Source organism: Spirosoma sp. 48-14 (genome assembly GCF_001898575.1).
In the GTDB taxonomy this organism is placed as follows: Bacteria; Bacteroidota; Bacteroidia; order Cytophagales; family Spirosomataceae; genus Spirosoma.
In genome coordinates, this window is the sequence record NZ_MKUD01000001.1 from 185,379 (window position 1) to 207,725 (window position 22,347).

Below are 22,347 nucleotides of genomic sequence, written 5' to 3' on the forward strand. Positions count from 1 at the left end.
CCCTAATAGCATCGAACTTCCATCAGCGCAGCCGGAACGGTTTTAGTCTCTTTATTACCATTGACTCGTTTCAAATGGATGGTCAGGCTGGTTGTGTCGATGGCGGGATCGAAGCGGATGGTATTACGACTCTGGTGGTTGTTCGTGGCCGTAAAAATACGTTCCTGCTGATCGTTGCAGAGGACATACTCGCTCACACAAAAAGGCGAAGCCGTTTCCGGGTGAATCATGATAACCGTTTCGAGCGGATGGTCATAGTCGGAATCAAAAAACAGTTCGACCTGCTGAATCCGTTTCTTTTCGGGCCAGTGTAAAGTCAGCGTTGGGTTTGAATCGTTCAAATCCGCCACCCAGGCATTAGGCTGGCTAAGAGGCCTTTGAAGGCCGTTTCGTACATTTTCAGCACCAAACAATCGAATACCGGGCTCAATCCGTAGCGCAATATTTTGCCCGGCTGGTCGGCGTTGGGGGCACCAGAACTCAAACGTATCGACGCCAATATCTTCCGTAGGTTCCTGCTTGCCATAGTTCGATACCGCCGGGTTAGTTTTGTTAAATACCGAAAGCACGCCCGTTACCCGTACCTCGCTGTACTGTACCTGAACATGGGGATTCTTCAGGAATGTAACGAACACATACTGTGGTTCATCGAGCTGACTGGAAAATGACAATTGTACTTCCTGCCGACCTTTCCGCAACGAAAGCGTTTGGGTTTCGAGGGTTATGTCGGGTGTATGGTTAAAGGGTTTGCTGCTACGTCGCAATTCAACGGTTAACGTTGTGTCGCGATCAGCCGTTACAAACGCCGTCAATTGCGGAACAGGTCCGGCCGGAAGTGGTATCATCTGCGCTACCGAATCTGTTAATGGCATCAGTGGGCCATTTGGCGGTAATTCATTCAGGACAAATTCACTCGAAACAGATACCTGGGCCTGTTGGGCCAAATCCTGGCTATCGTGCAGATGCAGACCGGGTATGTGCTGGCCCGTTTTCAACAATTCCTGCTGTAATGTCTGCATTCGGGCAGGGGCTGTCAACTCGCGGGGAAGCAGGGCACCGTTCGTACAGAGTGCAGCCGCCATGCCTACCGCCTGAGCCACGTGTGCCCCCGTAGCCATCACCCGCGATGAACCGAAAGCCACATGCGACGCACTGATAATACGCCCCGCCAGGAACAGATTGCTGATATTCTGACTGTATAGACACCGATAAGGAATCGGGTAAATGCCTTTGCTGTGCCACTGATTGCAGCCCGGTTTTTCGGAGAAAACCCCATCGGCGGGATGCAGGTCGATACTCCAGCCCCCAAAAGCCACGGCATCGGGATGCGACCGTTGCTCCACTACGTCCTGCTGCCGAAGCATATAGTCTCCCTCGAATCGGCGGCTTTCTCGTTTGCCGGGTATCTGGCCGACCCATTCAAGCGTCATGGTGTCAGCTTCGGGGAATTTGCCGGAGTTTTTGATGTAGTTCCAAACGCCATAAACGACCTTCCACAGCTCCCATTTAATGGTTTCGGTATCATGAACCGTATCCAATCGACCACCATACTCGATCCACCAGAGCTGACAACCGTATTCCTGGGCATTGAACCGCCGATACCTCGGAATTTTGGTAATGTCGTCCAACGCATAGGCAGGAGGCACAAACCGCACGGGTCGGCCCGTATCTTTCGTATAGAAGTACAGCGAATGACCCAGCAGCTCGCCATACTCGGCTGTGGGGGCAAATTTCTCCCCAAACTCCTCCTGGCTTTCGGCCCCCATTCGGAAAGCGGCCCCCGCCTGAAACCCAACCACGCCATCGCCCGAGGCATCGCAAAACAAAGGGGCTACCAGTTCGTAGGCCGTACTGTTCTGACTGCAATAGGCTTTCAGACTACTGATCGTATCGGGTGCCGATTTCTCAACCTCATACACCACCGTATTCAGTAGCAGCGTAATATTCGGCTCCAACACCACTTTTTCCAGTAGAATGGTATCGAAAATGAGCGGATTGCCTTCGGGATTACGGTACAGATTTTCGAGCAGCAATTCGTCGATCACCCCACCCTCGCGCGCCCAGCGATTATTGTTGCCCATGTGTGAGGTGGCCCCCAGCACCCAAAGCCGCACTTCCGACGACGAATTTCCTCCCAGAACGGGCCGATCCTGAACCAGAATCACGCGGATACCCGCCCGGGCCGCTGTAATGGCGCAGCATACACCCGCTAATCCACCACCCGTCACAACCAAATCAGCACTATGGTGAATCGTTTTAGGGGTACGTTTATCAGTTGCCTGTTCGCGTATCATTTTTTAAATCGAAGGTTTGTGTGAGAATTGAAAAGCCCGTGGGTTTAACAATGTCCACGGTTAACGTTTTGTCGAAGCCCCGCACCGGGATTGTCAGATCGACTTGCTGACCGGGTTGCAGGTCGGGAATAGGAATAGTCAGTACAGGGGTTTTGATAACGTAGTTCTTCAGCACATAGGACGGAAAATCGTGGCGGGCCGTCACCCGAAGTTTCAGGGCGTGAACACCTTCAGGCCCCGGTTCCCAGCTTATTTTTTCGAGTATAGCCGGAGCCATACCTGTCTGATGCGCTTTGTATAAGGGTCGTTTTGAGCGGTCACCACGCACCAGCCCCCAGGGACGCGTACCGTCGGGGTTGGTTCCGTTGTGCCGACTCAGGTAATCGTTAAACGACCACCACGATGCCCCCACCACATAGGGTAGTTGCCGTATATCGGACAAGAACTTCTCGATATGCATTACCTGACCCGCTTCACCATCTTTCCCATCGGCGCGGGTGCCGTATTCACTGATAAAAATGGGCTTATCGGGGTAAAGCGAGTGAATATGTTTCAGGACAGTCAGGTGATTGCCATAGGTGTTCGTCGATACAAAATCGCAGTACTGACTGGCCTCATCTTCGGGCTTTTTGGGAAGTATATTCAGACGCATCGACGCAAACGTATACAGCCGGGTAGGGTCGAGTTCGCGGGCATAGGCGATCATGTCTTTGGTCCATCGCTTACCGGCGGGCTGCTCCGACAGGTATTCATTGCCCACACTATAGGCAATCACCGAGGGGTGGTTCCAGTCGCGCTCGACCATCTCGCGAAACTGCTGCCGGAACTTCGTCCGAACGGTATCATTGTCCATTTCTCGGGGTGTCAACTGCCAGTTTCCGGCTTCGGCAATGATGAGCATGCCGTTGCGGTCGGCCCAGTCGTAAACCGTTTCAGAAGGCGTGTAATGGGTCAGCCGATGGAGTTCCATACCCGTTTCTTTCATCAGCCGCATATCTTTCTCCACCAGCCAATCAGGCTCCAGCGAACCCAACCCCGGATAATCGACCACGCGGTTCCCTCCAGCGACTTTGATAGGCTGACCGTTAAGCAGCAGTTGCGCATTCCTCACCTCCACTTTCCGAATGCCAATGTGGGTCTGAACGGTATCGGTAGCAGCAATCACCTGTACCTCATAAAGATTGGGCTGGTCGATGCTCCAAAGCTTTACATCGGCTGACTTCAAAGCTGTTTCGGCTTCTAAAATGGCGGTTTGATTGGCCCCAATACTACCAGCCGTCTGCTTCCAGGTTAGCGGAATAGCTTTTCCATTCTGCATTACCCGAAAGGCCAGTTTAGGCGTTACGGCCTGTGCCGTTGAATTACGAACACGGGTTTTAATTTTTAGGGTAGCCGTATTTTTCGCCAGGTCGGGAACGGCCTCCGTTTTCAGGTTTTCGACATATACCTCCGGCTCTACAGTCAGGTATACCGGCCGGATAAGACCGCCATAGTTGATCCAGCCTGGGAATGGGTCGTTAGGCTGTCCATTGTCTTTTGCACCGGGTATCGTACCTATCCGCCACGTATTGTTATTGACCGACACTGCCAGGGTATTGTTATCCGCTTTCAGGTACGGGGTAATGTCGAAATGAAAAGGGGTATAACCGCCTTCGTGCGTGCCCACTTTCTGCCCATTTAACCAGATTGATGTTTCATAATACGACGCATCGAAATGAAGCAATACCCGTTTACCGGACGTGGGTTTCCAGGGGAAAGTCCGACGATACCAGACGGCTCCGGTATAAAACTGATAGCGTGGGTCGGTCGAAAAGCAGTGCGGCACAGTCACTTTGTCCAGGTTACCCGTTGGGAAATCTTCCCGGTACCATTTATTGGTTTCGCCTACAACCATCGGGTCCATGCAGAATGACCATTCGCCATGCAGCGGAATTGCCCTAGGATCACGAATGGTATACTGGGCATTGGCGGAGGAAATCAGTCCGCCAACGAATAAGGTAATCAGAATGTTTCGTAGGTAATTCATGAGGCAAAAGCAGTTCGTTGATCCGATATGCTTTAGTGTATATTTGTAAAAAAAGAATAAGTAAATGGCAACTTCACAGACGACTCCCACAAAACTGAGCAACCTTCAGATGGAATTACTGAAGTTGTATCCGTATACCGTTTCCGAAGTAGAACTCCAGGAGATTCGACACGTACTGGCCGATTATTTCGCAAGAAAAATTGATACGGAAATGAATCAGTTATGGCTGGACAAAGGCTGGAACGAACAAACCATAGAGGATTGGAAAAATGAACACATGCGAAGTCGTTCTGTCTAATGAAAGTTGTATTAGACATCAATGTTCTGCTGATTTCGCTTCCGGTATCATCACCATATCGCCCCATTTTTGATGCACTCAAAGCAGGAAAGTTCGACTTGGCTCTAAGCAACGACATCCTATTTGAATACCATGAAAAACTGGCCGAAAAAACGTCTGCTATAGTGGCCGATAACGTCATTAAACTTCTGCTTTCGCTGGACAATTGCTTGGTACAACCTATATACTTTGAATGGGGATTAATGCATAATGACCCCGATGACAATAAATATGTAGACTGTGCCTTGGTGGCTAATGCTGACCATTTAGTCTCCGAAGACCGGCATTTTTCTATTCTACGAAACATTGCTTTTCCCCATTTATCAGTTATCCGAATCGACGAGTTTCTTGGTTGGCTCCTCAGCCGATAGCTGGACTTGCTGAGCTGCTCGCCAGGGAATGAGGGCCGCCAACAGAATAACCGCACCAATACCCGCTGTAATGCTGCCGCCCATCGTTGCCAGCGCACTTAGCCCAAACAGCATCAGGGCTGTAAATACCAAAGCGCCAGCAATGACCTGCAACCCAAATCGGTTTTGCTTCCGAACTTCCAGTAACTCTTCGGTCGATTCTGCCTGTGCTTCGTCACGTTTTTGCTTTCGGGCAATTAAATAGCGATAGTATTCGTCAGCAATATGATCTTTCGACCGCGCCCACAATTCATAGCCCAGTAGAAGCAGCAACGGCAAGCCAACTCCGATAATCGTTTCGGCCGCACGGGTCAGTTTAAAATCAAGCAACAGGGGCGACAACACTTTAAAGAATAGATTGACGGTCAGGCTGATACCCGTAACCCAGAGTGTTGTCCGGCTGGTCAGTCGTTTCGAGAACAGCGCCCAGAGTGGTGGCGCCAGCAATGGGCCACCCGATATCGACGAGATACTGAGTACCACTTCAACAATCCCCCCCGCAGCCGGAACCAGCAGGGCAATACCGATCATACCCAAACCAAACACCCACGACGAACCCCGCGCCACCCGAATCAGTTGCCGGTCCGAAGCGGCAGGGTTCACAATGCCTTTATAGATATCGTTGGTAAACACCGCTGATACGACATTCAAAGCCGTATTAGCACTGGCTGAGGTTGAAAAATACATACCTGTCAACATCAGGCCGAGCAGACCCGGCGGCAGAACAAGCTTGCAGATCATGAGGTAGGCATTTTCGGTATCCAGGCCCGTCAGCGATGGATTGATGGCCTTGTAAATCATGGGGGGCATCATCCAGATGACCGGGCTGATGAGGTACAACCCAGCAAACAGAAACGCCACCTTCCGGGCCGATTTCGGGCTATCGACGCTAGTGTATCGCTGAACAAAGGTCCAGTTGCCACCGATGTAGCAGATATGATAGATCACAAAAGCCGCTACAAAGCCAAAAGTATATTCACCGTTCAACAAGTCGAAAAAGCCGTCGGGAACGTGATGCGTAAAGCTGTCAAAACCACCTACTTTATCGAGCGATAAGGGAAGCAGAATAAACACCGCTGCCGACAAGACCACGAACTGCAAAATATCGGTCACCATCACTGCCCAAAGTCCTCCTACGGCTGTATAGGCAATCATGAATAGCCCCAGCCCGATAGTACAGGGCACCAGTGGCAGGTTCAGCGATGAACTGACGAGCTTAGCGACCGGGTACAACACGGAACCTTTGATGAACAGCGACACCAGCGTAAAGATGAATATATAGGCTTTCTGTACTGTAGCCCCCAGCCGTTCGCGAATGAACTCAGCAGCCGTCAAAGCCCCCGTTGCCTTCCAGCGCGGAGCCAGATACAGCCCTGTCACCAACGCACCGATACACATGGTCCACTGGATGGTGATAGCCACCCAGCCGTGTTTGTAGGCGATAGATCCCCAGGCCACGAAGGTACCAGCGGAGAAGAAGCTCATGAACAGCGACAGTCCGCCAATAAACCAGGGTACGGCTTCTCCCCCCGCAAAGAACGATTTCAGATTCCGTCCTGTCCGGGCGAAGAGCATACCAATTCCCAGCACAAAGGCCGAGAAGATGACAATGACGGTGGTATCGATGGCTGTATTCAACTTTATTTAACTTTTCGTTTATTTGTAATCGTATAAAATATCCCTAACAGTGGAGTACCCGTCCTATTCATTTAACCAGACACCCGATGCCACTCAGTTTTTCTTCGAAAGCATTGGTCCCAAAGGCCTGATTCAGAAAGTGGTTATTTTCAGCTTGATTAGTACCCCTGCCATATACAATTTAGCTTTAGGCGATGTTAAATCTGGCACCGCCGAAATCGACGATCAATCAGTCAGCGATAATGGCGATATGCCTCTTATTCTAGCTACTATATTCCAAATCACTCACCAATTTTTGTCTGACCATCCAGCGTCTACTGTTTTATTTAGAGGTAATTCTCCATCTCGAAATCGGCTTTATCGCATGGCTATTAACCGGGCGAGAGAAGAACTATTGAATTATTTTATTATGTTTGGTTACTACAGTGATTCTTGGGAAGGATTTCAATCTAACCGCCCTTATGAATCATTCCTGATTCGAAAAAAATGAGTATAACAGCAATAAGTAAATCTATGAATACGACCAAAGAACCAACACCTCCTAGGGTTGTGCCGAAGCGGATTCTGAAAGGTAAGGATGGTCGTGAACCGTTTGCTGACAAGATTGCCGATAATAAAGCCTTTATCGAACGAGTCGGACTTCCTGAAGAGTTCAAAAGCCGGAAGTCGTTTGCCACAAAAAAGGAATAGTTCATAGTTGAGGTTATAATCCTTTATCGTTTAGGGTCATCACGTCGATTCCGAAAGCGGGTAATTGTTTTTTAACTGGTTTTCCGTTTTTAGCGGTCACGGTACAATCGCTGGCTTGTGCCCGGTTATTGAGCAACACGACGAACAGCTTCCCACTCTGTACGGATTTCGCCAGAATATAATCGACGGATGGATTGTCAATTGTGATAAGGTTTTCGTCGATGATCAGATTGGCTTTTTCGCCATTTACCATTCCCGCAGCAAATCCATACGTTTGGTGCGGCCCCACTTTAGGTGTAACAAACCCACGTGGAAACGTCACCTTTCCTCCCGACCGCAATTCAGCCTCAGCCAGCAGGTAATCCGTCAGCCAGCCAACCTGCCACCAGGCATGGTGTGGGTAAGGCCCCGCCCCCCGATTCATGGCATTCCAGTAATAGGAGGCCACACTCGTTTTCGCATCGACAAAAGCATCCCGACCAATGGCGCCTGCTCGCGCCATATCAGCAAAAATGGGTTCTTTTGTGAGGGTGTACATCCGAATGAACAAACCTGCGTGGCTGCACAACTGAATTGGTCCCGCCCGATTGGCTGATCCGAAAATACCGCCATGTTCAAAGCTTAGTCCCGTCTGGCTGATCTCCCAATCCTCCCGCTGCACGCCATTGACGGTTTTCAGGGTATGATTGGCAATAGGATGTGTATAAATCGATGTCGTATAGATTTTAGCAGCTTTAATGGCTCCATCCCGGTAGCGGACATCTTTGGTCAGGTCGTACAAATCCAGCAGGGCCTGAGCCGACTGTCCCGTGGCAAAATCAGGTGCGTAGCGGGCATCGCCACAAACGCCCAAAAAGCTACCTGTTTCGATGGCATTTTTCAAAAACCAGTCGGCCCCCTTTCGGGCAGCAGTCAGGTATTTCGGATCGTTTAGCAGTCGATACGCCACGATCAATCCGTAAAACGTCGGCCGAACGTCCTGAATGTCTTTAAAGATTTCCTTTTCCGTATGTCGATCGTAGGCAACGGCCCAGTGTCCATCGGACTTTTGCCAATCGATCAGCCGGTCGGCTCCGAAGCGTAGACGTTCTTTCAGCTCCGTATTCGTGGGTTCAAAGAGGAGCATATTGCCCATATCGAGCATGGTGTAGTAGGTCAGTGCAATCGGCTCGACCACCTCACCCCATTCTTCCACAAACTTTTTAGACTTGGCCAGATAGTATTGTCCTTCCACCGCCCCCTTGAAAAAGTTATTCGCCGTTTCCTGCTGTACCAGCTTGAAATTCAGCGCGTATGGCAACACATTTTGAGTCAGCAATGGGTCTTTTGTCGCATTGGCCAGCATCCACATGGCACCGTAATCGGAGTTTTTCATGGCGTCTTTGTTTGAACCGACCACCCCGCCCAGATACGACTGCGCCCCGATCTTTTTGCCTTCAAACTCCTCAATGTTCCACATCGACGTTTTAGGGTCGGTCAGGTAGTGATGCATTTTCTGGATACGGTCGGTCAGCGACTGTTTGCTTTGCCGCAAGGCCAACGTTTCTTTGAACCGATAGATGTCGTACACTGCATGATTCAGCGCTTTAAACCAGTCACCATCCGTCAGGCTGTACCGGAACGTGTAAGTTACACGTTCACCCGCTTTTAGTGCCGACTTTGGTTCACCCAGAATCGGATAATATAGGGTTGGGAAGAGTTGCGCCTTGCGATTCATGTGCGATAAGCCAATGTTCCAGGTTGTCTGCGTGATTTTATCCACGGCCCAGGGATCGCGCGCCAGTCCCGGTTCAGGAATCACCGAGAGGGTAATGCCGTTTTTGCCCGTCAGCATGGGGCTAAGGGTACTAGCGCACCGCTCGCGATAAATGGCTGGTAAGGTTGGAATACCATGCCCATAGGCGTAGGCCAGGGCGAAGTTTTTCTGAAACGCATTACCCTGAAAATACCCTGGTACGGTTGCCCAGGCCAGGCTCTGCTCAGTCAGTGTAGCCAGCGTCGGGCTGGCCAGTGAGAAATAGCCCTCTTTTTTGGGTGTAACGGTCTGTTTGACAATAACGTCCGTTCCAAATTTCGGATCGAATGACCATTCCGTACGAATCGTAGCTACGTCCGTTTCCTGCTGAAACTGAAGGCTATTTTTACCCGTTTGCTTAGCTTCTTTCGGAAAGAAATAGAAAGCCTGTCCAGCTTTGTTCAGCGAAACGGGGCTGGTACTTTCGGCCCACTGCTCTTGCTGATAATGATATTTTTCACCTGGGAAAACCGCTCCTGTAATATCCCGGAAAGTCGTATCCGGCTTATCGGATGGTTTTTCAGCGGCATAGAGCAGTGTGTTCTCACCCGAAGGAGCCGATAACGCAGTCCAGCCTGTTCCTTTCCGAACCGATACCTGCCCAATAGTCCAGCCTTTGGCCGAATTCTTCCAGACAATTTTTACCTGCTCATTGGCCAGCGACACCGTTTGACCCGACTGTGCATAAACCGTCAGGCCTATCAGCCAGCACGCTACCAAAAGCGTATTTTTCAACTTGTAAGCCATTGATTGATAATAGGTAGTTAAGGAATCTGCTTAAACGTTTGGTCCAATGCTGTTTTGGCTCAATTTGTAAAGAGTCAAACAGCTTCAAGGTGAACTTCTTCTCCGTGATTTGTAAGGGCACAGACCACGAAGAAGAAAGGCATCCACTCGTTCACTCTTTACTTCCAGTCCGGATTTTGTTCCAGTTTCAGGTTGGCGTTCAGCTCGTCCTGGGGTATCGGGAAATATTTATTCTTCGCGGTAACAGGGCGCGACGGGTAAACGCTATTCACGGCTTTCGGAATCACCGTCAGGTATTTGCCCGTACGGGTCAGGTCATACCAGCGGTCACCTTCGGCAAAGAACTCCCAGGCACGCTCCTGGATGACCGCATCAATGAAGGCGTCTTTGCTCAGTCCCGTTTGCAAATCGGGTAGCCCTGCCCGTTTCCGAATGGTGTTGATGTATCCATATGCCGTTGGTGTTGCCCCATTTAACCGCGCTTCGGCTTCGGCAGCAATCAGGTACACATCGGCCAGACGTAAAATAGGGATATTGCATATCATACCCGTCGTGGTGTTTGGGTCCTGATATTTCTTGATCAGCACGGCATCGGTCGTGATTGGCGTAATGTTCTTTTGAGGCACAATCTTTCCGCTTCGATCCACGTAGTTTGTATCGAGCAACTGGCGTCGTTTATCGGCTGGATTAAAAGAATTGAAAAACGACATATAGGCAAACATCGATCCGAAGGTGGTTCGGCCATAATCGGCCCCTGCGCTACCGGGAGGGCCACAAAGCCCTGTCAACTGGTGCGTACGACCGGGATTGATGGGATCAACTTCATAAGCCCACATATTCTCGATCCGGGCGGCATCTTCCTGATCGTATTTGTACACATTACGCACATCGGGCATCAGCGAATACTTGCCGGAGGTAATGACTGCCTGGGCTTTTTCGAGTGCCTTGGCCCAATCTTCGTTATACAGAGCCGCTTTGGCGTACAGGGCATTCACCACCTCTTTCGATGGACGTCCTTTATCGACCGCAGGAAATGAAGGCAGTCCGGCTGCGAATGCCTGATCCAGATCACTATAGATCTGCTTATACACATCCGCCTTGGCGCTTTTGCCTACCACAGCAGCCGCTTCCGAATAGCTAGGCGTGGTTTTGACGACGACATCACCGAAATTCTTGGTCAGTGCCCACAGGTAAAACGCCCTCAGATAATAGGCTTCGCCAATGATCTGTTTCTTGCGGGTTTCGTCCATCACAGCATCAGGTACTTTGGCAATAATCCAGTTGGCTTTTTCAATACCGTCGTAGCCCGATGCCCAGATTTGCTGCGGGGATTCGTTGGTCCGGGAATTGCTCTTCTGTACCGTATAATTAACGTCATACGAGAAGAGTGTCAGCGTATTACGACCCACCACACCGCGCGGATAGGTCTGATCATCACTGAAATCAGGCACCAGCGTCATTGCCGGGCCGCTATACATATCGGCCAATGGATCATAGGCGGCAATCAGCCCTTTTTCGGCATCAGCCGCCGTTTTGTAAAACGCTTCGGTATAGATGGACGAGTAGATGGTTTCGTCCAGTTTGCAACCTGCAAGGGTAAGGGTTGCGAGTATAGGAATAAGTATTTTTTCATGGTTTATAAAGAGTGAAAGAGTGAAAGAGCGAAAGAGTGATTAACTGCTTCATTTGAAGAATGACTGACGATTTTCGCTCTTTCACTCATTCGCTCTTTCACTCTTTAGAATGTGACCTGCAAACCGCCCAGGAATGATTTCGCTTGTGGATACACGAGATTGTCGATGCCAATGGCCGTATTCGAACCCGCATAGGTGTTTACCTCTGGATCGAAACCACTGTATTTAGTGATCGTGAAGAGGTTATTGGCGCTTATATACACCCGAATCTGCTGAATACCTTTGATTTTGGGAAGGCTGTAACCCAGCGTAATATTCTTACAGCGCAGGTATGAACCATCTTCCACAACGTAGTTGCTAACGGGCATACGACCACCCTGGGCCGGAGCCGGGAATTCATTACTCGGATTTGTGGGTGTCCATCGGTTCACAACTCCTTTCAGCATATTCCGTTGCCCCAGCGGCAGGGTAAACGAAAGGCGACTGGCGTTGTAAATATCATTGCCCTGCGAACCCGACAGAAACGCGCTGAAGTCAAATCCTTTGAAAGAGAGGTTCGTCGAAAAACCGTAAATAAAGTTCGGATTCGGATTGCCCGTAATCACCTGATCGGCAGCCGAAATAGTCCCATCGCCGTTGATGTCTTTTACTTTCTGGCTACCCAGCGTACCACCATACCCTGGCAAAATTGCCTCGCCCGTTTGATTGACCCCATCAAAAACGTAAGTCTTAAACAAGCCAAGTGGGCTACCTACCTGCAAAACCGAATAGGAGGTAACAAACCGCTCCTGAGTTGTACCGCCGTCCAGATCCAGCAGCTTATTGCGGTTAAAAGTCATATTTCCCGAAACACTCCATTTCAGCGGCCCCTCCAGAATTCGGGCATTGACGGCCAGCTCAAGTCCTTTGTTTTCGAGCGAAGCAAAGTTGCCGACAATAGTGCTATAGCCTGAACTCAGTGGCAGCGTTTTTACATACAGCAAATCTCTGGTCGTTTTCTGGTACACGTCCATAACCAGGCTAATCCGGTTGTTGAGGAAGCCTACATCAAGGCCAATATCTGCCTGGGCCGAACGCTCCCACCGCAAATCAGGGTTCGCAATCCCCGACGGGTTGATACCGGTGGCATACGCATGGTTGATGTTGTAATCGCTACCCGATGCCGAAACCGTTGCCAGCGACTGGTAGGGATCAATGCCCGCAGCATTTCCGGTAATACCGTAGCTGGCCCGCAGTTTTAAATCGGAAAGCCAGGTAACGGATTTAACAAACGGCTCTTCGATGATCCGCCAGCCAGCCGATGCCGCCGGAAACAATCCATATTTGTGGTTAGCCCCAAACCGGCTCGATCCATCGACACGGGCGGTCAGGTCCAGGAAGTACTTTTCCTTGTAGCCATAGTTGATCCGACCCAGGTACGAATCCAGCCGTTGGGTGGTCCGGTTGCTGGTTACGGTACGGTTAAGCGCCAGTTGTACGGCTTCGTTCTGAGTGGCATCGTTCGGAAAACCAGTCGCATTGATCTGGTTCATGTTATAGTTTTCGACCTGGGTAGCAAATACAGCCGTAGCCTTGAACGAATGATTTTGCGCGAAGGTGTGGTTATACGTCAGAATACTCTCGTGCAAAAGCGCCAGGTTGTTGGTATTCGTTTTGGAGCCTGATCCCGAATTATCCGTCAAATCCGATTTATTGACAATCGAACGGGGCGAATAGGTATCCCGGAGGCTATTCTGCATATCAATATTAAACGAAGCTCGGTAAGTAAGCCCTTTCAACAGATTCGCTTCTCCATACAAATTAGCGAGCGTCCGCCGAATCGTCGTCTGGTTCAGGATTGCCGTGTAATTCAGCGGGTTGACTACCTCCCGATACTGACCATTTGCCTGCTCACCAAATGGAAAGATAGAACCATCGGCCCGATAGGGTTGCAGTGTTGGTGGTGCCCCAATGGCCGCTCCCAGCACGGTGTTTGTGACGACAGCCGCATCACCAATGGTTTGCGACCCTGTGGTAACGCCCGAATTGATTACATAACTCCCTAAAACACTGGTCCCGATCTTCACCCGGTCGCTAATCCGATGATCGACGTTCAGGCGATACGAATACCGTTTGAAGTTGGAGTTGATAATAATACCGTCCTGATTGAAGTAGTTAGCCGAAAGCGCCAGTTGCGTTTTTTCTGAACCACCGTTAATTGACAGTTGATGGCTTTGAATGGGCGCTTCCCGGAATATGATCTTCTGCCAGTCCGTTCCTTCGCCCAGCGATGCGGGGTTTGCGTAGTAATTGTTTTTAAACGTCTCGTTTTCAACCTGCGCAAACTCGGCCGCATTTAATAAAGGGAGCATTTTATTTACCTTCTGCACCCCATAATAGCTATCGAGGGTAACGCGGGTAGCGCCCGTTTTACCACGCTTGGTCGTAATCAACACCACACCATTAGCAGCCCTTGACCCATAAATAGCAGATGCTGAAGCGTCTTTCAGGATCTCAACTGATTCAATATCATTCGGATTGATGGTCGAAAGGGGACTTACATTGTTAATCTCGCCACTGTTGTTGGTGCCATTCGAAATCTGAATCCCATCCACCACATACAGGGGTTCCGAATTTCCATTGATGGAGTTTGTACCCCGAATCCGCACGCTGATATTTCCGCCCGGAGCGCCCGTATTCTGGCTAACCTGCACCCCCGCAACCCGTGCCTGTAAGCCCTGGGCCACGTTGGCAACGGGGGTTTGTACCAGTTCGGCCGACTTTACCGAGGCAATAGCGCCTGTCGTTTCGATCTTCCGCTGGGTACCGTAGCCGACCACAACTACCTCATTCAGTGATCGGTCGTCCGACTGCAAGGCTATGTTGATTGTGCTACGGTTCGCAATAGCTACCTCCTGCGTGACGAAGCCAATGTACGAGAAAGTCAGCGTGGCCGTCCCCCCCGGTACCGATATAGAATACTGTCCATCGGCGTTTGTGGTTGTTCCCTGCTGAGTTCCTTTTACCAGGACGTTGACGCCGGGAAGCCCCCCGTTGTTTGTTGCATCGGTCACGCGCCCGCTTACGGTGCGAGCCGACTGGGCATAACCTGACAGCGAGATTATCAGACAAAATAGCCCAATTGCAGTTCGTAGTAGTAGAATAGATTTCATTGAGTAAGCAGTTTTCTGCCTGTTCGGTTTGGGAATATTAAAATCAAAAAAATACAAATTTCAGCAAATCATCAACTCCACTGGCTTATCCATAACTCAGCGTATAGCGAGCTGAGAAAACAGCTACCAAACGCTCAAAAACAAGTGTTTTCTTATCCAGTGATTGATATTAGCTCCCAACCGTCATTCTACAAAGATTTTTTTGACTTTTTTTATTGGGAATGTTCCCAAAATCTTGGGAACATTCCCAAGATTTGAAGTAGAATTATTTACTACTTGCCTTACAATGATTACCGAGCCAATTTACAATATTGAAAAAATCATATTATTGCAAATTGTACACAATAGTCTTTTACCTTCCACTTGTGACTAAACACCCGGTCGGAATGGTAAAATGGTAAACCTTAGTATCTAAAAGAAAGGCGCTAACCCTACCCAATGCACCAGACAACAATTATTGATATTGCCCGCGAACTAGGGATTTCTAAATCAACCGTATCACGGGCCTTAACGGGCCATCCAAACGTTAATGCAAAGACCCGTCAGCGTGTACTGGATATGGCTGCCCAGGTCGATTATCAGCGGAACCAACTAGCCATTTCGCTCCTGACCAACCGAACCAGTACAATAGGGATTATAGTCCCTGAGTTCATTAGCTTTTTTTTTCCTAAAGTCATTATTGGCGCTCAGGAAGAGCTGGCCCGGTCGGGCTATAACGTGGTGATTTGCCATTCCAATGAATCGTATGAAACGGAGGTGACGAATGCCAAAGCGCTGCTGGCAAGCCGGGTCGATGGACTAATTGTATCGCACACCAAGGAAACCCGCAACTTCGACCATTTCCGCGTATTTCAGCGGAAGGGCATTCCGGTCGTGTTTTTTAACCGTGTATGCGAAGATATGGACGTGTCAAAAGTGACGGTCGATGATTATAATGGTGCGTTTCAGGCGGTCGATCACCTGATCAAAACGGGTCGACGACGCATAGCGCATCTGGCAGGCCCAGACACGCTTACCAATAGCCGGAGTCGATTAAACGGTTATCGGGATGCGCTGACCCAGCATGGAATAGCCATAGACCCGGAACTGATTATCTCATACGATCTGAATCTGGACAAGGCCAATATCTACGTAAATCACCTGTTGAATTTGCCCAATCCGCCCGATGCCTTGTTCACAATCAACGACCCGACCGCCCTCGAAGCGTTGAATGTTGCCAAACGCCGGGGTATTCGGGTTCCACAGGATTTGGCCATCGTTGGCTTTAGTGACGACCCAATTTCGGCCCTGATCGAACCCGGCCTGACGACCATTGCCCAACCAGTCGATGAACTGGGCAAACAGGCCGCTCAACTCCTTATTAAACAACTGCTAGCCGATGATGAGCGCCCGGCTTCGGAAACGATAGTCCTACCGACCCGCCTGATTGTTCGTGGTTCAACTGTTAATTAAGTAAAATACAGAGCCTCTGTTACACAGATAAATAAACCTTTTAAAAAACATTTCGATCCTTCACCAAATTGGCATGGTATATGATATGTTCAGATCAACTATATCCTCTATATACCCATATCTGAACAATCATGAATACTACTCAACCAGATTCCGTCTGGAGCATTATCGACTCGGCCATTACGACTCAGCGCGTTATTCAAATTAAACAGAACAAAAGCTGGCGAACCCTGGAACCGTATCAGTTCGGGTTTCCCAAAGAAGGTCGAAAGCAGCTAACCATCTATGGATACTACCTCGACATTGTCCCGGATGCGGACACACCAAGCCGATGGCAATTGGTGGAACTGGAGAATGTTGAAGAAATCGAGCTAACCAATTATTGGTTCCAGCCCCGCGCCGATTATACTGGCCAAACCGATCTGATGCAAACGATTTTCTGCCAGCTCACCGCGCAAAAGAAACGACGTAAGAAGCGATTGAACAAACCGGATATAATCCCCTATTCACCAAATTGACCCAGCAATTTACCGGGTGTCACAGGCTCCTATAAACTCGCATTACATCGGTGTATTTTTCAATGTCCGCTCATTGGATAAGTTCGGTTTCTCCGGACTGTTGGTAAGTTGCATTTTGGGCACGCTCGTGTTGGCCGTAAACACGTTATGCGGTGAAGCCTGTTTGGTAGGAGTCCGTTCTAAACGGTTGTATTGCTGCTGACGATCGACCAGACGGGTACCGGCCACAAACAAAGCACCCATTACGACATAAGGAAACAAGGACTTCATGATCTTGACTTGAATAGCCATTAAAACGAGGTTAGCGAAACAAAGCTACAACAAGATCTGCCGACCTAAAGCGCAAGTACATATCAGGTGATTTTTACAGGACAATTGGCAGGTTTGGGTTTATGGATGGTTTTGAAGAAGTATTATCCTTTCGTTAACCGTTAACCATCTCCAAAAAATGGCACTCCGGCCGCAGATTGCCAAAGTGCCTTTATAAAGTCAAATCCTGTAATCAGTAAGCAGCGATTAGGCTTTCAGCGGGAATATGGAGTGTATTGTGAAGCTTGCGAATCATTTGCAAACTGAGCTTCCGTTTACCGCTCAATATTTCAGACTGTCAGGCACGACTTCCTAATATACTAGCCAGCTCACTTTTATCTTTACCGAGTTGTTCCAGTCGGAATATAATAGCCTCTACAGGAGTTGGTGCGGATACAGGGTAGTGTTTATTTTCATAATCTTCCACAAATAAGGCAAGGACATCCAATTCATCCGATTCTGGCGAATCATCCACCAAATCCATCTGCATTAGCTCATATACCCGCTCTAAAGCGGCTTCATATTCTGCTTCGTTTTTAATCACTTTTAACATAGGACACTGTCTTTACATCTATCTTATCATATTCAGCATGTGTGCCAACCCAGACAATGAACACAAGCTTCTTTTTAAATTCAATGTCAGCAACCAGTCGGTATGAATTACCTTTGATATTGAAAACAAAGCGTTTGCCCGTTATCACATCAGCAGTAGAATAATCAGCAATAACGTCGCAATTTAAACCCGTCCAACAGAATCCTGATGGACGAATAGCTACTTAGTAACCCGTATTTTTACGCCCATATTCTAGTGCTTACTCGGTATCATTCAGCAATTTGGTGGCCTTTTTCGAACAGCTTTCCTTAATCATCATCTACGCGGGCATTGCTCAGGGTGTGTTTGTAACCTTGCTGTTGAATAACCGGAACGTTCGGGAAAATCGGGCGAATCTTTTCCTTTCCGTCCTGTTGCTGGCCATGTCGTTCACCATCCTGCACACAACCTTTGCCGGGCGGGTGATCACACACTTTTCCATTAAATCGTACGCGCTGGGCGATCCTAGCTTTTTTCTGATCGCACCGTTGCTTTGGCTATATGTTCAGGAACTAACGGGTCACCGGGTTCGACTATCCGCTCAGACGATTGCCCATTTTATTCCGTGTCTGATTGCTATCTTTTTTTCACTTCTACTAAAAGCTCTTCCCTCCACTAATCCATTGATTAGCTATCTGGATAGTCATCGGTCGTGGCGTTCGGGTGTATTCTGGTTCTGCATGGTCGTTCAATTTTCAGTCTATCTGTTCTACATCCATAAACGATGGCTCACCTATCAGAAGTTGATAGAACAGGAAGTATCGAATACCGAAAATGTCAGTATTGCCTGGGTTCGGTTTTTTATGGGTGTATTCCTGAGCATCAACCTGATTTTTCTGCTGATTCTGCTCAATGTAATTCATCATGGCGCGATGTTCTGGTCGAGCCGAACAATTGCCGTTATTTTTTCACTATCCATTTTTGCCTTAGGCTACAAGGGCATTCTTCAGAAGGCAATTTTCGCGCTTTCATCCATCAATACCCAGCAAGAGCTCCCAACTCCTTCGTCTGAAGTACCATCGACAACCACCAAAAAGCCCGACCAGCAACTTATCGACCGACTGCTTCACTATATGGACAGTGAAAAGCCATACCTCGACCCGGAGTTGACCCTGAGCGATCTGGCCAAACGACTCAGTATCAGCCGAAGCGTACTCTCTCAATTGATTAATGAAGGTATGGGCGATAACTTCTACAATTTTATCAACAAATACCGGGTCGAACAGGTAAAGGTATTCATGGGCGACCCGGCAATGAAGCATTTCAACCTGCTGGGCCTTGGCCTGGAAGCGGGTTTTAAATCGAAATCGACCTTCAACCTCATTTTTAAACGATTTACCGGACTTACCCCAAGCGAGTATATAAAAATGTTGAATGACTGAATGATTGAATAGTTGAATAGTTGAATAGTTGAATAGTTGGCGCATATTTATTCAATCATTCAGTCATTCAATCATCGCTCCGGCGACCCGGTCAACATTAATAACACGTCCAACTGGATTTAGGCAGACGATTGCTTTGTGCTTGTTTACGAGAATTGCCTCAAAAACGCTAAAACACGGTGCAACACAAACCAGTCATTGAACTCATCGGCGTAACCAAATCCTTTACGCTGGCGTCAGGTACATTCCAGGCATTGAAGCAGGTGTCGCTAAGCATTCCAGCGAGTCAGCTAATAGCCATAACCGGGAAATCGGGTAGTGGCAAATCGACACTCCTCAACCTCATTACCGGCATCGATAAACCCACCACGGGAAGTATAACCGTCAACGATGTTCGGATCGATAAACTATCCGAAAGTGCATTGGCCTCCTGGCGTGGTCGGAATATCGGGGTGGTGTTTCAGTTCTTTCAACTCCTGCCAACGCTGACCATTCTGGAAAATGTGATGCTGCCCATGGAATTTTGCGATCGCTACCCAAAAGCCGAGCGCAAAAATCGGGCACTCCAGCTACTCGAACAGGTAGACATCCGCGATCAGGCCAATAAGTTTCCAGCGGCTCTGTCGGGTGGGCAACAGCAGCGGGCAGCTATTGCCCGGGCTTTGGCCAACGATCCTCCAATCATCGTTGCCGACGAACCGACCGGCAATCTGGATTCACAAACCGCTTCGGCTATTTTCCAGCTTTTTGCCAAACTGGCTCAGGCCGGCAAAACAGTTATTGTGGTCACGCACGAAAAAGAGTTCTCAGCCTGGTTCAAACATACCATCGCTATTTCGGACGGTGTAATTGATTAAACACGGAAGTACAGCGTACACATAGGTAGCCGATTGCTAAAAACGCTATGCTCTCCATGTCGCTGTGCCAACAAAATCTACCCCTCATGAAAATCAGCTATTTAAAAGTCCTTCGGGACCTTACATCAGACTATACCAAGAATAGTATGCTGGTCCTGTCGATTGCGATTGGCGTATTTGGCATTGGTTGTATACTGGGTGGCTATTCGGTATTAAGCCGGGAAATGACCACCAATTATACCAGTACCCTACCAGCTTCAGCTACTATCGAACTCGACGACTCCATTCCACGTAGCCTGGTCGATCGTGTCAAACGATTACCCGTTGTCAAAGAAGCTGACCGACGCGCTACGCTTATGGCCCGAATGTACGTCAATGGTAGATGGTATCCACTGCTACTTTTTGTTATTGATCGATTCGATGACCTGCGAATCAGTACGTTCCATCATCTGTCGGGCGCAACAGAACCTGCGTTAGGCACCATGCTAGTCGAGCGAACAGCGCTGAGCATGATGGAGGCTAAGGAAGGTGCTACCTTAACCGTCAAAACCCAGCCAGGCGGCCCGAAATCCGTACGCATTGCGGGTACGGTTCATGACCCGGCGCTGGCTCCAGCCTGGCAGGAACAGGCTGGTTATGGCTACATTACGTTGGAAACCCTGCACTGGCTTGGCGAAACTCAGTCGTTCGATCAGCTTAAAATACAGGTTGCGTCGGACGGCGACTCGGCCCCGCGCATCACCGAGCAGGCCCAGACGGTATCGGCATGGCTCGCTAAACAGGGCTACAAGGTGGGTGAAATTCAGGTACCCCCACCGAATCGGCATCCTCACCAAAGTCAGATGAGTTCGATCATGACCATCTTTATCGTGTTCAGCTACCTGATTTTACTGCTCGGCTCCATTCTGGTTGCAACATCGATAGCAACGCTCATGGTCAAACAGGTTCGTCAGATTGGCGTCATGAAAACAATTGGCGCTACGTCTGGCCAGATTGCAGGGCTTTACCTGTTTATGATCCTTATACTCTGCACCGTTGCACTGGTAATCGGTATACCACTTAGCCGAATGGCCGCTTCGGTGTTGTATACCCGCATTGCCAACCTCCTCAATCTGGAACTAACCGACACCCGCATTCCAGCCTGGGTGCTTCTGTTACAAATAGCCACGGGCTTGCTGATTCCGTTGCTGGTAACAGCCTTTCCGGTTATTCGGGGGAGCCGTTTACCCATCCGCAAGGCGCTGGACAATTATGGGGTATCGCAGTCGGGCCAAACTGGGGCATCGTGGCTTGCTCCACTGTCGTCGATCCGCTTTCTGGGCGAAACGTTCCTGCTCTCGTTGCGCAATGTGTTTCGGCAACGTACCCGGCTTGCGATGACCCTGGGCCTCCTGGCGGCTGGCGGTGCTATGTTTATGACCGCCCTGAACGTATCGTCGGCCTGGGATACCAATCTCCGTCGGATATATACCCAACGACTCTACGACCTCGACATTCGATTAACGAATCCCACGCAGGCCAGTGAAGCCATTGCCCAACTCACTCATCTGAAGGGCGTCAGACAGATCGAAGTGGGTTACTTTGCTCCTGCCTCAATGGCCCGGCAAGGTTCGTTTGCCGTTACCCATACCTATCCCGATAAGGGGCATGGTAGCTTTACAATTCAGGCGCTACCCGTTCCAACCAGATTGTTGAACCCTACGATATTAGAAGGTCAGTGGTTGCAAAACCGAACCGCAAATGAGGTTGTACTGAACCAGTTAGCCCGTAAAAAAGAACAGAAAATTGGCGACAGTCTGATACTCTCTATCGCAGGAAAACCAACGGCCTGGCGAATTATTGGCTTTACCGAAGATGTGGGCTCTCCCGCTACAGCTTATGTTTCTGCAGAAGCCTTTGCAAAAATCAGCCCACCCACAGGCCGTACCACCATGCTTCGTATAGCCTTTACTAACCGCGACAGAACGTATGCCAAACCGAAAATTAACGAGATTGAAAACCGGCTTGAGCAGGCAGGTATCGCTGTTCGGTCGAGTGTGCCAGTTTGGTTGTTGCACAATGCCATAGCCGCTCACATGAAAATTCTGGTAAACTCGCTACTGGCTATGGCGATTCTGATGGCGCTGGTCGGTACGCTGGGCTTACTATCTACCATGAGCATGAATGTGCTGGAACGAACGCGTGAAATTGGCGTAATGCGGGCCATTGGCGCTACGCCTACCCGTATCCACAAGCTGATTATGTGGGAAGGCTTGGCCATCGGTGGGCTCAGCCTAACTCTGGGCTTTATTTTCTCCTTACTGCTATCCACTTACCTCGGACGTTTCATTGGTCAAATGGCTTTTCGTACGCCATTGAGCCTGACCATTTCACCACTGGCGTTTGGGATATGGGTTAGTATTGTTGGGATTGGCTCCTACCTGGCCACTGTTTACCCTGCCCGACGCGCCAATCGACTCACCACACGCGAAGCACTGGCTTATGAATAATCGGCTTTACTGCTCGTCTGCGATT

General features: G+C 49.3%; 18 protein-coding genes. 9 read left to right on the top strand and 9 right to left on the bottom strand.

Annotation, left to right across the window (positions count from 1 at the left end; genetic code table 11):
- Positions 1 to 2 precede the first annotated feature (2 nt).
- Positions 3 to 2,294 (bottom strand): FAD-dependent oxidoreductase, encoded by a 2,292-nt coding sequence (locus tag BGO59_RS00680; RefSeq protein ID WP_293679118.1) that lies wholly within the window; start codon positions 2,292 to 2,294, stop codon positions 3 to 5.
- Positions 2,272 to 4,320, bottom strand: coding sequence for a glycoside hydrolase family 2 protein (locus BGO59_RS00685; protein WP_293679120.1), 2,049 nt, complete (start codon positions 4,318 to 4,320; stop codon positions 2,272 to 2,274). The genes BGO59_RS00680 and BGO59_RS00685 overlap by 23 nt, the downstream gene beginning before the upstream one ends.
- 64 nt (positions 4,321 to 4,384) lie before the next feature.
- On the opposite strand from BGO59_RS00685, the gene BGO59_RS00690 reads away from it, so the two are divergent.
- Positions 4,385 to 4,618, top strand: a complete 234-nt coding sequence (locus BGO59_RS00690; RefSeq protein ID WP_293679122.1) for a hypothetical protein — start codon at positions 4,385 to 4,387, stop codon at positions 4,616 to 4,618.
- Positions 4,618 to 5,028, top strand: a complete 411-nt coding sequence (locus BGO59_RS00695; protein WP_293679124.1) for a putative toxin-antitoxin system toxin component, PIN family — start codon at positions 4,618 to 4,620, stop codon at positions 5,026 to 5,028. Before BGO59_RS00690 ends, BGO59_RS00695 begins: the two co-directional genes overlap by 1 nt.
- Here the strand turns inward: BGO59_RS00695 and BGO59_RS00700 are convergent.
- Entirely contained in the window at positions 4,981 to 6,705 is a 1,725-nt protein-coding gene (locus BGO59_RS00700) for a sodium:solute symporter family protein (RefSeq protein WP_293679126.1), read from the bottom strand. The genes BGO59_RS00695 and BGO59_RS00700 overlap by 48 nt on opposite strands.
- A gap of 49 nt (positions 6,706 to 6,754) precedes the next feature.
- Between BGO59_RS00700 and BGO59_RS00705 the strand changes: the two genes are divergently transcribed.
- Together BGO59_RS00705 and BGO59_RS00710 are read left to right on the top strand one after the other, a co-directional pair.
- A complete protein-coding gene (locus BGO59_RS00705) occupies positions 6,755 to 7,195 on the top strand; it encodes a hypothetical protein (RefSeq protein ID WP_293679128.1) in 441 nt (146 codons plus the stop codon).
- 23 nt (positions 7,196 to 7,218) lie between these two features.
- Positions 7,219 to 7,395: a hypothetical protein gene (locus BGO59_RS00710; protein ID WP_293679130.1), complete on the top strand. Its 177-nt coding sequence runs from the start codon at positions 7,219 to 7,221 to the stop codon at positions 7,393 to 7,395.
- Positions 7,396 to 7,408: 13 nt separating this feature from the next.
- Here BGO59_RS00710 and BGO59_RS00715 read toward each other — a convergent pair whose 3' ends face one another.
- From BGO59_RS00715 to BGO59_RS00725, 3 genes are all read right to left on the bottom strand, one after another.
- Positions 7,409 to 9,937 (bottom strand): glycerophosphoryl diester phosphodiesterase, encoded by a 2,529-nt coding sequence (locus tag BGO59_RS00715; protein ID WP_293679132.1) that lies wholly within the window; start codon positions 9,935 to 9,937, stop codon positions 7,409 to 7,411.
- A 158-nt stretch (positions 9,938 to 10,095) separates the two neighbouring features.
- Positions 10,096 to 11,577, bottom strand: coding sequence for a RagB/SusD family nutrient uptake outer membrane protein (locus BGO59_RS00720; RefSeq protein WP_293680243.1), 1,482 nt, complete (start codon positions 11,575 to 11,577; stop codon positions 10,096 to 10,098).
- Between the two features lie 98 nt (positions 11,578 to 11,675).
- A complete protein-coding gene (locus BGO59_RS00725; RefSeq protein WP_293679134.1) occupies positions 11,676 to 14,723 on the bottom strand; it encodes a TonB-dependent receptor in 3,048 nt (1,015 codons plus the stop codon).
- A 438-nt stretch (positions 14,724 to 15,161) separates the two neighbouring features.
- Here BGO59_RS00725 and BGO59_RS00730 point away from each other — a divergent pair, with 438 nt between their 5' ends.
- The gene (locus BGO59_RS00730) at positions 15,162 to 16,175 is read left to right on the top strand and encodes a LacI family DNA-binding transcriptional regulator (protein ID WP_293679136.1); all 1,014 of its coding nucleotides are present in this window, start codon (positions 15,162 to 15,164) and stop codon (positions 16,173 to 16,175) included.
- 131 nt (positions 16,176 to 16,306) lie between these two features.
- The gene (locus BGO59_RS00735; protein WP_293679138.1) at positions 16,307 to 16,693 is read left to right on the top strand and encodes a hypothetical protein; all 387 of its coding nucleotides are present in this window, start codon (positions 16,307 to 16,309) and stop codon (positions 16,691 to 16,693) included.
- Between the two features lie 42 nt (positions 16,694 to 16,735).
- Here BGO59_RS00735 and BGO59_RS00740 read toward each other — a convergent pair whose 3' ends face one another.
- The 3 genes from BGO59_RS00740 to BGO59_RS36420 form a co-directional block, all read right to left on the bottom strand.
- The gene (locus BGO59_RS00740; RefSeq protein ID WP_293679140.1) at positions 16,736 to 16,963 is read right to left on the bottom strand and encodes a hypothetical protein; all 228 of its coding nucleotides are present in this window, start codon (positions 16,961 to 16,963) and stop codon (positions 16,736 to 16,738) included.
- A gap of 337 nt (positions 16,964 to 17,300) precedes the next feature.
- Positions 17,301 to 17,555: a transcriptional regulator gene (locus tag BGO59_RS00745; RefSeq protein WP_293679141.1), complete on the bottom strand. Its 255-nt coding sequence runs from the start codon at positions 17,553 to 17,555 to the stop codon at positions 17,301 to 17,303.
- Positions 17,539 to 17,772: a type II toxin-antitoxin system HigB family toxin gene (locus tag BGO59_RS36420; protein ID WP_365981576.1), complete on the bottom strand. Its 234-nt coding sequence runs from the start codon at positions 17,770 to 17,772 to the stop codon at positions 17,539 to 17,541. The genes BGO59_RS00745 and BGO59_RS36420 overlap by 17 nt, the downstream gene beginning before the upstream one ends.
- A 67-nt stretch (positions 17,773 to 17,839) precedes the next feature.
- On the opposite strand from BGO59_RS36420, the gene BGO59_RS00750 reads away from it, so the two are divergent.
- The 3 genes from BGO59_RS00750 to BGO59_RS00760 all read left to right on the top strand — a co-directional run bounded on the left by BGO59_RS00750 (position 17,840) and on the right by BGO59_RS00760 (position 22,322).
- A complete protein-coding gene (locus BGO59_RS00750; protein ID WP_293679143.1) occupies positions 17,840 to 18,976 on the top strand; it encodes an AraC family transcriptional regulator in 1,137 nt (378 codons plus the stop codon).
- A 179-nt stretch (positions 18,977 to 19,155) separates the two neighbouring features.
- The gene (locus BGO59_RS00755) at positions 19,156 to 19,833 is read left to right on the top strand and encodes an ABC transporter ATP-binding protein (RefSeq protein WP_293679145.1); all 678 of its coding nucleotides are present in this window, start codon (positions 19,156 to 19,158) and stop codon (positions 19,831 to 19,833) included.
- Between the two features lie 86 nt (positions 19,834 to 19,919).
- On the top strand, positions 19,920 to 22,322 hold the full coding sequence (locus BGO59_RS00760) for an FtsX-like permease family protein (protein WP_293679147.1): 2,403 nt from the start codon (positions 19,920 to 19,922) through the stop codon (positions 22,320 to 22,322).
- Positions 22,323 to 22,347: the final 25 nt, after the last annotated feature.

Coding starts and splice junctions, on each gene's coding strand:
- BGO59_RS00730 (WP_293679136.1), top strand. CDS start 15,162: ATGCACCAGACAACAATTATTGATATTGCCCGCGAACTAGGGATTTCT.
- BGO59_RS00740 (WP_293679140.1), bottom strand. CDS start 16,963: ATGAAGTCCTTGTTTCCTTATGTCGTAATGGGTGCTTTGTTTGTGGCC.
- BGO59_RS00715 (WP_293679132.1), bottom strand. CDS start 9,937: ATGGCTTACAAGTTGAAAAATACGCTTTTGGTAGCGTGCTGGCTGATA.
- BGO59_RS00710 (WP_293679130.1), top strand. CDS start 7,219: ATGAATACGACCAAAGAACCAACACCTCCTAGGGTTGTGCCGAAGCGG.
- BGO59_RS00680 (WP_293679118.1), bottom strand. CDS start 2,294: ATGATACGCGAACAGGCAACTGATAAACGTACCCCTAAAACGATTCAC.
- BGO59_RS00690 (WP_293679122.1), top strand. CDS start 4,385: ATGGCAACTTCACAGACGACTCCCACAAAACTGAGCAACCTTCAGATG.
- BGO59_RS00745 (WP_293679141.1), bottom strand. CDS start 17,555: ATGTTAAAAGTGATTAAAAACGAAGCAGAATATGAAGCCGCTTTAGAG.
- BGO59_RS00760 (WP_293679147.1), top strand. CDS start 19,920: ATGAAAATCAGCTATTTAAAAGTCCTTCGGGACCTTACATCAGACTAT.
- BGO59_RS00725 (WP_293679134.1), bottom strand. CDS start 14,723: ATGAAATCTATTCTACTACTACGAACTGCAATTGGGCTATTTTGTCTG.
- BGO59_RS00695 (WP_293679124.1), top strand. CDS start 4,618: ATGAAAGTTGTATTAGACATCAATGTTCTGCTGATTTCGCTTCCGGTA.
- BGO59_RS00685 (WP_293679120.1), bottom strand. CDS start 4,320: ATGAATTACCTACGAAACATTCTGATTACCTTATTCGTTGGCGGACTG.
- BGO59_RS00735 (WP_293679138.1), top strand. CDS start 16,307: ATGAATACTACTCAACCAGATTCCGTCTGGAGCATTATCGACTCGGCC.